Genomic DNA, 10,828 nt, shown 5'->3' with positions numbered 1-10,828 from the left:
CTGCTGCTCGACGCCGTTGACGGTGGTGAACTCACCGCCGACCCACATGTACTTCGTGTCGCCCTTCTCCGCCACGGCCATCACGCGCGGGCCGATGCCCTCGCCGAGGCCGTCGTTGGTGTCGGGGAACCAGCCGAGCTTGCGCGGGCCGCGGACGAAGCCGTCCACGGGGGCCGGGGCGGTGCCGGTGTGGTCCGTCGGCTGGGCCAGCAGGTGGTGGCGCTTGCCGTCGGGGTACTCCAGTTCGGTGGAGCAGTCGTGCGCGTGCGAGGAGCTGTAGAGCACGCCGTCGTACGGCAGGACCCACTGGGTGGCGCCGAGGCAGCGGTCGCGCCACTTCTCGGTGAAGTCGCTCAGGCGCAGGCCGATGCGGCCGTCGAAGACGCCGCCGCCGGAGCCCTCGTTGCCCGTGTAGAAGCCCTTGTCGTCGGTGGCGATCGACTTGACGACCGAGTTCGACGGGATGTTGCCGTAGGTCTTCGCGACCTTGCCGGTGGTGGCGTCCACCACGGCCAGGGCGTGCGTGTTGGAGCCGTTCACCGAGAAGAAGTCGCCGCCGAGCAGGACGTTCTTGCCGTCCGGGGTGACCGCGACGGCGCGGCCCGGCTCGTCGGCGTTGGCCGTGAAGGGCTTGAGCGCACCGGAGGCGGCGTCGACCGCGGCGAACCGCTCGCGGGTCTCGCCCTCGACGGCGTTGAAGTCGCCGGCCGCGTACAGGGTGTCGTCGGAGACGGCGAGGGCCCGCACGGTGGCGGGGAAGCCCGGGTGGAAGGAGGCCTTCGGGCTGCAGCTCTCGATGTCGATCGCGGCCAGGCTGGAGACCGGGGTGCCGTTGACGGCGCCGAAGTAGCCGCCGGCGTAGAGGGTCTTCTTGTCCTTCGAGACGGCCAGCGCCCGCACGGTCGCCGTGCCCTCGCTGACGGTGAAGGCCAGCTTGCAGGAGGTGGGGTTGCCCGTCGCTGCGTCGAGGGCGACGAAGTTCACCGCCTCCTGCTCGGCGCCGGAGCCGCCGGCGGGCGGGCGGACCGCCGAGAAGGTACCTCCGGCGAAGACGGTGCCGTTCGCCTGCGCCATGGCGAAGACGATGCCGTTCGGCTGCCAGGTCGGCAGGGTGTCGGCGGTGAACGCCACCGGCGGGGTGATGGCGGACGCCTGGGGCATCACCACCAGGCCTATCCCCGCTCCGGCACCGGCCAGTGACAGGACGAGGGCGGCAGTCAGCCCTCTGGATCTACGCATGAACCCCCCAGGGCAATTGCCCGGTGTATGGCTGGAACTATCCGAACAGCCGTATGTACGGGCGCAGACTAGAGCTCACATGAGGGCCTGGTCACCTCACTTGACCCTATGCATACCAAATCGGAACGTAGGGTTCAGCGGCAAGGGCGCACAGCGGACATACGGAAAATTCACCCCGGCCAGGGCGCTGCATATGCGCCAATGGCCGGGACACGGCAAATCGTAGGCGAAATATAAGGCCTCAGCGGTCGATCCGGACCGTTGCTCCCGCGAGTTGGTCCTCGACCTGGCGGATGTCCGCGTCGACCATGATGCGCGCCAGCTCGTCCACCAGGACCGTTGGCTTCCAGCCAAGCAGTTCCTGGGCCTTGGAGGCGTCACCGATGAGGGCGTCGACCTCACTGGGGCGCTCGTACTTGGCGTCGTAGCGGACGTGTTCGTTCCAGTCGAGGCCCGCGTGGGCGAAGGAGGACTCCAGGAACTGGCGCACGGTGGCGGGGACGCCCGTGGCGACGACGTAGTCGGTGGGCTCGTCCTGCTGGAGCATCCGCCACATGGCCTCCACGTACTCCGGGGCGTAGCCCCAGTCGCGGACGGCGTCCAGGTTGCCGAGGTACAGGTGCTCCTGCAGGCCGGCCTTGATGCGGGCGACGGCCCGGGTGATCTTGCGGGTCACGAAGGTCTCGCCACGGCGCGGGGACTCGTGGTTGAAGAGGATGCCGTTGACCGCGAACATGTCGTACGCCTCGCGGTAGTTCACCGTCGTCCAGTACGCGAAGACCTTGGCGGCGCCGTACGGGCTGCGCGGGTGGAACGGGGTGTCCTCGTTCTGCGGCGGCGGGGTGGAGCCGAACATCTCCGAGGAAGAGGCCTGGTATATGCGGGTGTCGACGCCGCTGGCGCGGATCGCCTCCAGCAGCCGCAGCGCGCCGAGGCCGGTCACGTCACCGGTGTACATGGGGGCGTCGAAGGAGACGCGCACGTGCGACTGGGCGCCCAGGTTGTAGACCTCGTCGGGCTTGATCTCCCGGAGCAGGTTCACGAGCGCGACGCCGTCGGAGAGGTCGGCGTGGTGCAGGAAGAAGGACCGGTTCGCGGTGTGCGGGTCCTGGTAGATGTGGTCGATCCGCTCGGTGTTGAAGCTGGAGGACCGCCGCACGAGCCCGTGCACCGTGTAGCCCTTGGAGAGCAGAAGCTCGGAGAGGTAGGAGCCGTCCTGCCCGGTGACGCCGGTGATCAGTGCGGTCTTGCCCATGTGGGTCCCCCTGGGGATCGTTTCGGTCGGTATGTGGTGAGGCGGTGCCTCGGGGGCCTGCGGCTGCTCCGGCCGCCGCCCGCGCGGGGCGGCTCCCGTGCCGGTGCCGGCTGACGGCCCGCCACCAAGGGCTGGATGCGTACCGTACACGGGCGGGGCCCGTCGGCCTCGCGCGGTGTGCGCGCCGCCGCGGCGGGCCCGGTCCGGGCCCGGGTGCGGTGCCGTCGGCGCCGGGGCCGGTCCGGACCGCCCCCGTACCCCGCGGAGAACGGACTGGCATCATCGGCGGTATGACAAGTTCGCTGCCGCTCCTGCCCCCGAACGCCCGCGTCTTCGTCGCGGGCCACCGCGGCCTCGTGGGCTCCGCGGTCGCCCGCCGCCTGACCGCCGACGGCCACGAGGTGCTCACCCGGGGCCGCGCCGACCTCGACCTGCGCGACGCCGCCGCGACCGGGGCGTACCTGAAGGACGTCCGCCCCGACGCGGTGGTGCTCGCCGCCGCGAAGGTCGGCGGCATCATGGCCAACAGCACGTACCCGGTGCAGTTCCTGGAGGACAACCTCAGGATCCAGCTCAGCGTCATCGGCGGCGCGCACGCCGCCGGCGTCGGCCGGCTGCTCTTCCTGGGCTCGTCCTGCATCTACCCCAAGCTGGCCCCGCAGCCCATCACCGAAGACGCGCTGCTGACCGGTCCGTTGGAGCCGACCAACGAGGCGTACGCCCTCGCGAAGATCGCGGGCATCGTCCAGGTCCAGTCGTACCGCAAGCAGTACGGCGCCTCGTACATCTCGGCGATGCCCACGAACCTCTACGGCCCCGGCGACAACTTCGACCTGGAGACCTCGCACGTGCTGCCCGCCCTCGTCCGGCGCTTCCACGAGGCCGCCGCCGAGGGGCGCGAGGAGGTCACCCTGTGGGGCAGCGGCACCCCGCGCCGCGAGTTCCTGCACGTGGACGACCTGGCGGCCGCCTGCGCGGTGCTGCTGGAGCGCTACGACGGCGACGAGCCGGTCAACATCGGCTGCGGTGAGGACCTGACCATCAAGGCGCTGGCCGAGACGGTCGCCGACGTGACCGGCTTCACGGGCCGGCTGGCCTGGGACACCTCCAGGCCGGACGGGACCCCGCGCAAGCTCCTGGACGTCAGCCGCCTGACCTCGCTGGGCTGGAAGCCGGAGACCGGGCTGCGGGACGGGATCGCCGCCACCTACCGGTGGTGGCTCGACCAGGGCGGGGGCGTGGGCGGCGGGCGGAGCTGAACGCACGGGTGTTGCGGCTCCCCTAGTACGCTCCGCGGCCGTCGACCACGGCGCGGAGCGTACGGCCCATCACGTCGACGTCGCTGGTGAAGGACCAGTTGTCGACGTACTGGAGGTCGAGCTGGATCGTCTCGTCCCAGGACAGGTCGGAGCGGCCGCTGATCTGCCACAGCCCGGTCATGCCCGGCCGTACGGTGAGCCGACGCAGCTCGACCTCGTCGTAGCGGGCCACCTCCTCCGGCAGCGGCGGGCGCGGACCGACCAGCGACATCTGCCCCGTCAGGACGTTGAGCAGTTGTGGGAGTTCGTCCAGGGAGGTGCGGCGCAGCAGCCGGCCCGCCCGGGTCACCCGGGGGTCGCGCCGGATCTTGAACATCAGGCCGTCGTTCTCATTGGCCCCGGCCAGCTCGGCCTTGAGCCGGTCGGCGTCCACGACCATGGTGCGGAACTTCCACATGGTGAACGGGACGCCGTCGCGACCGATGCGCTGCTGGCGGTAGAACGCCGGGCCGCGCGAGCCGAGGCGGATCGCGAGGACGATGGCGAGGAAGACCGGGGCGAGCAGCAGCAGCCCGAGGGCGGCTCCGGCCCGGTCCAGCAGGGACTTGAGCACGGGTTGGACGCCCCGGCTGACGGGCGGTGCGACCCGCAGCACGGCGAGGCCGCCCGCGGAGAGGGTCTCCAGGCGCTTGACGGAGACCTCCACCAGGCCGGGGAAGACCGCCAGTTCGAGTCCGGCGTCGTGCAGGGCCCAGGCGATGCGGCGCAGTCGCTCCCCCGCGATCCGCGCCCCGGGGGCGACGAGTACGAGGTCGGCGTGGTGGCTGCGGACGGCGCCGAGGACGGCGGAGGCGTCGGCGGCCGGGGCGTCGGAGGCCCGGGCGTCGAGCCGGCCCGCGACGGGCACGCCGCTGTCGACGGGGCCGCCGCCGACCGGGACCACGCCGACGACGACGTAGGGGTGGTCGGTGCGCGCGGCGAGGTGGGAGATGACGGAGTCGGCCGCGGCCGGCTCTCCTATCACCAGTACCCGGCTGACGGCCTGTGCCTCGCGACGGGCCGCCGACAGGTGACGGTAGGTCAACTTGTGGCAGGCCAGGGTGATGAGGAGGGCCGGAAGCAGCGCGCCGAGCGCCGCGAGCCGCGGTGTGCTCTCCCCGGTCACCACGCGGGCGACGGCCAGGACACCGATCAGAATCAGCCAGTCGTGCACGACCGGCAGGACACCGCGGGACTCGCCGAGCACCCGGGTCGCGTAGCGGCGGCGTACCGCCTGCACGCCGACCCACGCCAACGCCGCCCCGACGGCGCAGTACACCGGCCTGGCCTGCTGAGCTGCGTCGAAGACGAGGCCCACGGGTACGGCTGCGCCGAGAAGGTCGGCAGAGACTGCTGCGGGCAGGTACCAGCGCGCTTTGTCGCCGATCCGCCTCACTGGCACAGCAGTTAGCTCAGCCGCCGCTCCGGCCACTCTTTGCGCAGGAAAATGGACATGCCTCATGGGCCCCCCTGGCACGTGGTCTATGACACTCGCGCGCGCCCGCGGCTTCCCCAGGCCACGGACATCAGGCGCACCGGGAAACAGTACGACAAACACTCTTAGGACAAGTGCCGAACCCCGGAACAGGGACCCTTGTTGCGCAAGCGTTAGCAAGCGGTACCAGTTGTTCCAGATTTCTGGCGCGTTACGGACGCATGTGAAGGTGAATGGTCCGGATACCGGATACGTCGCCTCGGTCAACGAACCGTTTCCGGCCAACCTTTTGACGCGGCCCTGACATTGCAGCGGCCAGGTGGCACTCTTCGATCCGTTCATCGCACCGCCCTGCTCTGCCCGGTGGCCCACCCAGCCGTCCGGATCCCCCCTTGCAGAAGGAGTCTGCGTTGAGTCCCACCCCCCACAGGCGTGTCACCGCTGCCGGCGCACTCGTTGCTGCTGCCGCGCTGCTCGCCGTCGGCATGCAGGCCGGCACCGCGTCCGCCGAGGCCACCGCCTCCCAGGGCAGCGCCTCCGCGAAGCCCAACCCGGGCGCATCCCCGCTCCAGCTCAGCCCCTCCGAGCGTGCGACGCTCATCGCCGACGCCAACTCGACCACCGTCCAGGCGGCGAAGGCGCTCGGCCTCGGCGGGCAGGAGAAGCTCGTCGTCCGCGACGTCGTCAAGGACGCCGACGGCACGACGCACACCACCTACGAGCGCACCTACGCCGGACTGCCGGTGCTCGGCGGCGACCTGACGGTCCATGCCAAGGGCGGCGTCACCAAGAGCGTCACCAAGGCCACCCAGCACGAGATCAAGGTCGCCGACACCGACGCCTCGGTCACCCCGGCCGCCGCCGAGGGCCAGGCCGTCTCCGCGGCGAAGGACTCCGGCTCCAAGGAGGTCAAGCCCTCCAAGAACGCCCGCAAGGTGATCTGGGCGGCCGAGGGCGCGCCCGTGCTCGCCTACGAGACCGTCATCGGCGGCCTCCAGCACGACGGCACCCCCAACGAGCTGCACGTGGTCACCGACGCCAGGACCGGTGCGAAGATCACCGAGTGGCAGGCCATCGAGACCGGCACCGGCAACACCATGTACAGCGGCCAGGTCAACCTCGGCACGGCCCAGTCGGGCAGCAACTACACGCTGACCGACACCGGGCGCGGCAACCACAAGACGTACAACCTCAACCGCGGCAGCTCCGGCACCGGCACGCTCTTCAGCGGCCCGGACGACGTCTGGGGCAACGGCGCCGCCTCCAACCTGGAGACGGCCGGCGCGGACGCGCACTACGGCGCGGCGGTCACCTGGGACTACTACAAGAACGTCCACGGCCGCAACGGCCTGCGCAACGACGGCGTCGCCCCCTACAGCCGCGTCCACTACGGCAACAGCTACGTGAACGCGTTCTGGGACGACTCCTGCTTCTGCATGACGTACGGCGACGGCTCGGGCAACAGCAAGCCCCTCACCTCGACCGACGTGGCCGCGCACGAGATGACCCACGGCCTGACCTCGGTCACCGGCAACATGACCTACAGCGGCGAGCCCGGCGGTCTGAACGAGGCCACGTCCGACATCATGGCGGCCGCGGTCGAGTTCTACGCCAACAACCCGACGGACGTGGGCGACTACCTCGTCGGCGAGAAGATCGACATCAACGGCGACGGCACCCCGCTGCGCTACATGGACAAGCCGAGCAAGGACGGGGCGTCCAAGGACGCCTGGTACTCGGGCCTCGGCGGCATCGACGTGCACTACTCCTCCGGCCCGGCCAACCACTGGTACTACCTGGCCTCCGAGGGCTCCGGCGCCAAGGTCATCAACGGCGTGAGCTACGACTCGCCGACCTCCGACGGCCTGCCGGTCACGGCCATCGGCCGTGACGCCGCGTCGAAGATCTGGTTCCGTGCGCTGACCGTCGGCTACTTCAAGTCGAACACCAACTACGCGGCCGCCCGCACGGCGACCCTCCAGGCCGCCGCCGACCTCTACGGCGCCGGCTCGGCCACGTACAACAACACCGCCAACGCGTGGGCGGCCATCAACGTCGGCCCCCGCATCAACGACGGCGTCACGGTCACCCAGATCGCGAACCAGAACACCGTCCTCAACACCGCGGTGAGCCTCCAGGTCCAGGCGACCAGCACCAACCCGGGCGCGCTGGGCTACGCGGCGACCGGCCTGCCGGCCGGCCTGTCGATCAACTCCTCGACGGGCCTGATCTCGGGCACGGCCACCACCGCGGGCACGTCCAACGTGACGGTGACGGTGACCGACTCCGCCAACAAGTCCGGCACGGCCTCCTTCACGTGGACCGTCGGCACCGGACAGCAGAACGTCTTCGAGAACACGAACGACTACCAGATCGCGGACAACGCGACCGTCGAGTCCCCGATCACGGTGACCCGCACGGGCAACGCGCCGAGCACCCTCAAGGTGGACGTGAACATCGTCCACACCTACGTCGGTGACCTGCGCGTCGACCTGGTCGCCCCCGACGGCACCGTGTACAACCTGCGCAACCGCACCGGCGGCAGCGCGGACAACATCGTCCAGAGCTTCACCGTGAACGCCTCCTCCGAGGTCGCGAACGGTGTCTGGAAGCTCCGCGTGGCGGACCTCGCCAGCCTCGACACCGGTTACATCAACAGCTGGAAGCTGACCTTCTGACCCCTCGGGGCAGGGTGAGGCGCGACGGCTGACACAGCACGGGGCCGTCCGGGAGAGACCCTCCCGGACGGCCCTGTTCCATGCCGCGGGGCCGGCCTCACGGGCCGGCGCCGGTGATCAGGGGATGCTGCGGAAGACGGCCTCGTACATGTCCGGCTCCTGCTCGTGGTGCTCCCGCGACATGTCCTGCGACATGTCCGGGCCCTGCTGCTCCATCTCCGGCTGCCCCGGCATCTCCTGGCGCTCCTCGGCCGGGGGCTGCTCCTCCTGGCGCTCGTCCGCCGGCGGCTGCTCCTCCTGACGCTCCTCGGCCGGCGGCTGCTCCTCCTGACGCTCGTCCGCCGGGGCCTGCTCCTCCTGCCGGCCCTGCTCCTCCTGCCGGCCCTGCTCCTCCTGCCGGCCCTGCTCCGCCTGCTGGCCCTGCTCCGCCTGCTGGCCCTGCTCCTCCTGCCGGACGTGGTCGTGGCGGCCGTGGTCCTCGTGCCGGCCCTGCTCCTGCGCCGTCGCGGGCTCGTCCTGCGGCTCGGGCCCGTCCTTCGCCGGGAGTACGGTCGCGGCCTGCATGTTGCCCATGACGGCGTGCTCGGGGCGGCTGGCGCTGTCGAAGCGGTCGCGGTCGTCCTGGCGGTCGTCCTGGCGGTCGTCCGAGCGGCTCTCGCCGAACGGGTCGTGCTTGTCGTCCTTGTCCACGTGGACCGGCGTGAAGACCACCGAGCGGACGCTGACGTCGTAGACGGTGTCCTTCGGCTCCAGCTCGCGCTCCGCGCGGCCGTTGCAGCCGTCCTCCCTGAAGAGCGTGGCCCGCGACTTGGTGTCGTTGCGCACGGCGGTGGCCGGGTCGCGGCGCGAGGTGCCGGTCAGTTCGTAGCAGGTGTCGTTGTCGGCCGGGCGGATCTGCCGCCGCTCCCCGTCGACGATGTAGTCCAGCCGACCGAGGTTGGGCCGGTCGTCGAAGTCGTCGGCCAGGGCGGTTCCGGCCAGCGGCACGGCGAGGGCGAAGGCTCCGAGGAACGCTACGGCAGCGTTGCGAAGACGCATGGGAAGGCAGTCCGTTCTGTGGGGGCTGGATGCCGGTCCGGTGGCATCCAGCGGGCAGCGTAGGAGCGCTGACCACTGCTGAATCGGTTCAGCATGCGCGGCGTGCTCACAGGTTCACCCGCCCGGCACGCCCCGCGACCCCCATCCGGCAGGCGCCGAGGCCCCTCAGCGCACGGTGCGTTCACCGTCCCGCCGCGATCCCGGAACCCCGTCGCCCGCCCCGTCCGCCGGCTCCGGTCCGTCCGCCGGCTCCGCGCCGCCCCCGGCCGCAGCGGCCGCCGCCGGGCGCGCCCGCACCAGCAGGACCACCACCACCGCGCCGGACAGGCCGATCAGTCCCGAGGCGGTGAACGCCTCCCGCAGCCCCGTCGCGAAGGCCTCCGCGATCCAGGTGCGGGCGCCGGGCACCGCATCCAGCAGCCGGCCCGCCTCGCCGGAGGCCAGTGCCGCGGCCGTGTCCTCCGGCTGCCCGGAGCCGGCGAGCCCGTCCGCCAGCCCGGCGTGGAACAGCACGCCGAGGACGGCGATCCCGAGGGCCATGCCGAGTTGCCGCGCGGTGTTGAGCGCGCCGCCCGCCATGCCCGTACGGTCCGGGGCCACGGACCCCAGCACGGTGGCCGCCATCGCCGGGACGGCCGCGCCGGCCCCCGCGCCGGTCAGCACCAGGCCCGGGATCAGCGCCGGCCAGCCGCCGACCGTGTCCAGCAGCCGGCTCTGCAGCAGGGCGCCCGCCCCGGCGAGCAGCAGCCCGCCGCCGATGGGCCACCGGGGCGGGACGCCGTGCAGCAGCCGGCCGGCCGCGGCGGAGACCAGGAAGGCCGCGGCGCTCAGCGGCACCAGCACCAGTCCGGCGCCCACCGGGCTCAGCCCCTCGACGGACTGGAGCCACAGGGAGACGTACATCAGGTACGAGAAGGCCGCCCCGGACAGCAGCAGTGCGGCGACCATGACCCCGGCGAAGGTCCGGTCGCGGAACAGCGAGAGGTCCAGCATGGGGCGGTCGCTGCGCAGTTCGACGGCGACGAAGGCGGCGAAGGCCGCGGCGCCGAGCCCGAACAGGGCGAGGGTGGCGGGCGCGGTCCAGCCGCTCTCGCCGGCCCGGATCAGGGCGTACGTGACGGCGCCGGCGCCGGTCGTGAAGCAGGCGGTGCCCGGCAGGTCCAGGCCCCTGCTCTGCGGGGCGCGGGACTCGGCGACGGCCTTGAGGGTGACGTACACGGCGAGGGCGCAGACGGGGAGGTTGATGAAGAAGATCCAACGCCAGCCGAAGTGCTCGGTCAGCAGTCCTCCGATGATCGGACCGGCCGCGGCGGCGGCCCCGTTGACCGCGCCCCAGACGCCGAAGGCGATGCCGCGCTCGCGGCCCTGGTAGGCGCTGCCGATCAGGGCCATGGTGGTGGCGAACATCGCGGCGGCGCCGGCGCCCTGGACGGCGCGGAAGGCGATGAGCATGCCCGGGCCGGAGGCGAGGCCGCAGGCGAGCGAGGAGGCGGCGAACAGGACGAGCCCGCCGAGGTAGACGGCGCGCCGGCCGATCCGGTCGGCGAGGGAGCCGGCGCCGAGCAGCAGGGCCGCGAGGGCGAGGGCGTAGACGTCCATCACCCACTGGAGTCCGGCGAAGCCGGTGTCCATGCCGGCGGCCATGTCCGGCAGGGCGACGGTGAGGATCGTGACGTCGATCAGGAGCATGAACGCTCCGAGGCACACCGCCGCGAGGGGCAGCCATCTGCGCATGGGGGACTCCTCGGTGCCCGCGCGGGGCGGGGAAGGACCGGCAGGCGCCGGGCGGGGCCGGTACGGCTCCGCGCCCGCAGCCTCGCCCCGGATCCCGCGCCCGTCACCCCGGTCCTGACGGATTCCGCGCATCCGGCACCCCGGAACCGGA

General features: G+C 71.8%; 7 protein-coding genes. 2 read left to right on the top strand and 5 right to left on the bottom strand.

Features of this window, described 5'->3' with window-relative positions; all coding sequences use genetic code 11:
• On the bottom strand, positions 1 to 1,239 hold a 1,239-nt coding region (locus ACZ4VL_RS30070), incomplete at its 3' end, for a WD40 repeat domain-containing protein (protein WP_468206103.1).
• A gap of 241 nt (positions 1,240 to 1,480) precedes the next feature.
• Positions 1,481 to 2,494 (bottom strand): GDP-mannose 4,6-dehydratase, encoded by a 1,014-nt coding sequence (gene gmd, locus ACZ4VL_RS30065; RefSeq protein ID WP_385830265.1) that lies wholly within the window; start codon positions 2,492 to 2,494, stop codon positions 1,481 to 1,483.
• A 290-nt stretch (positions 2,495 to 2,784) separates the two neighbouring features.
• Here gmd and ACZ4VL_RS30060 point away from each other — a divergent pair, with 290 nt between their 5' ends.
• Positions 2,785 to 3,753, top strand: a complete 969-nt coding sequence (locus ACZ4VL_RS30060; protein WP_468206099.1) for a GDP-L-fucose synthase family protein — start codon at positions 2,785 to 2,787, stop codon at positions 3,751 to 3,753.
• A gap of 22 nt (positions 3,754 to 3,775) precedes the next feature.
• Here the strand turns inward: ACZ4VL_RS30060 and ACZ4VL_RS30055 are convergent, their stop codons facing one another.
• Positions 3,776 to 5,254 carry a sugar transferase gene (locus ACZ4VL_RS30055; protein WP_468206096.1) on the bottom strand — a complete coding sequence of 493 codons (1,479 nt, stop codon included), beginning with the start codon at positions 5,252 to 5,254 and terminating at the stop codon, positions 3,776 to 3,778.
• 383 nt (positions 5,255 to 5,637) lie between these two features.
• Between ACZ4VL_RS30055 and ACZ4VL_RS30050 the strand changes: the two genes are divergently transcribed.
• Positions 5,638 to 7,905 carry a M4 family metallopeptidase gene (locus tag ACZ4VL_RS30050; RefSeq protein WP_468206093.1) on the top strand — a complete coding sequence of 756 codons (2,268 nt, stop codon included), beginning with the start codon at positions 5,638 to 5,640 and terminating at the stop codon, positions 7,903 to 7,905.
• A gap of 117 nt (positions 7,906 to 8,022) precedes the next feature.
• On the opposite strand, the gene ACZ4VL_RS30045 is transcribed toward ACZ4VL_RS30050, so the two are convergent.
• Both ACZ4VL_RS30045 and ACZ4VL_RS30040 read right to left on the bottom strand, forming a co-directional pair.
• Positions 8,023 to 8,943 carry a hypothetical protein gene (locus ACZ4VL_RS30045; protein ID WP_468206090.1) on the bottom strand — a complete coding sequence of 307 codons (921 nt, stop codon included), beginning with the start codon at positions 8,941 to 8,943 and terminating at the stop codon, positions 8,023 to 8,025.
• 165 nt (positions 8,944 to 9,108) lie between these two features.
• Entirely contained in the window at positions 9,109 to 10,677 is a 1,569-nt protein-coding gene (locus tag ACZ4VL_RS30040; protein ID WP_468206087.1) for an MFS transporter, read from the bottom strand.
• Positions 10,678 to 10,828: the final 151 nt, after the last annotated feature.

Source organism: Streptomyces sp. NPDC029014, from assembly GCF_055564695.1.
Note: the sequence above shows the minus strand (reverse complement) of the source record. Positions and strands in the feature narration are given on the sequence as shown.

Bases quoted from the DNA above. Each gene is read 5' to 3' on its own strand.
- gmd (WP_385830265.1), bottom strand. From the start codon at position 2,494: ATGGGCAAGACCGCACTGATCACCGGCGTCACCGGGCAGGACGGCTCC.
- ACZ4VL_RS30060 (WP_468206099.1), top strand. From the start codon at position 2,785: ATGACAAGTTCGCTGCCGCTCCTGCCCCCGAACGCCCGCGTCTTCGTC.
- ACZ4VL_RS30055 (WP_468206096.1), bottom strand. From the start codon at position 5,254: ATGAGGCATGTCCATTTTCCTGCGCAAAGAGTGGCCGGAGCGGCGGCT.
- ACZ4VL_RS30045 (WP_468206090.1), bottom strand. From the start codon at position 8,943: ATGCGTCTTCGCAACGCTGCCGTAGCGTTCCTCGGAGCCTTCGCCCTC.
- ACZ4VL_RS30040 (WP_468206087.1), bottom strand. From the start codon at position 10,677: ATGCGCAGATGGCTGCCCCTCGCGGCGGTGTGCCTCGGAGCGTTCATG.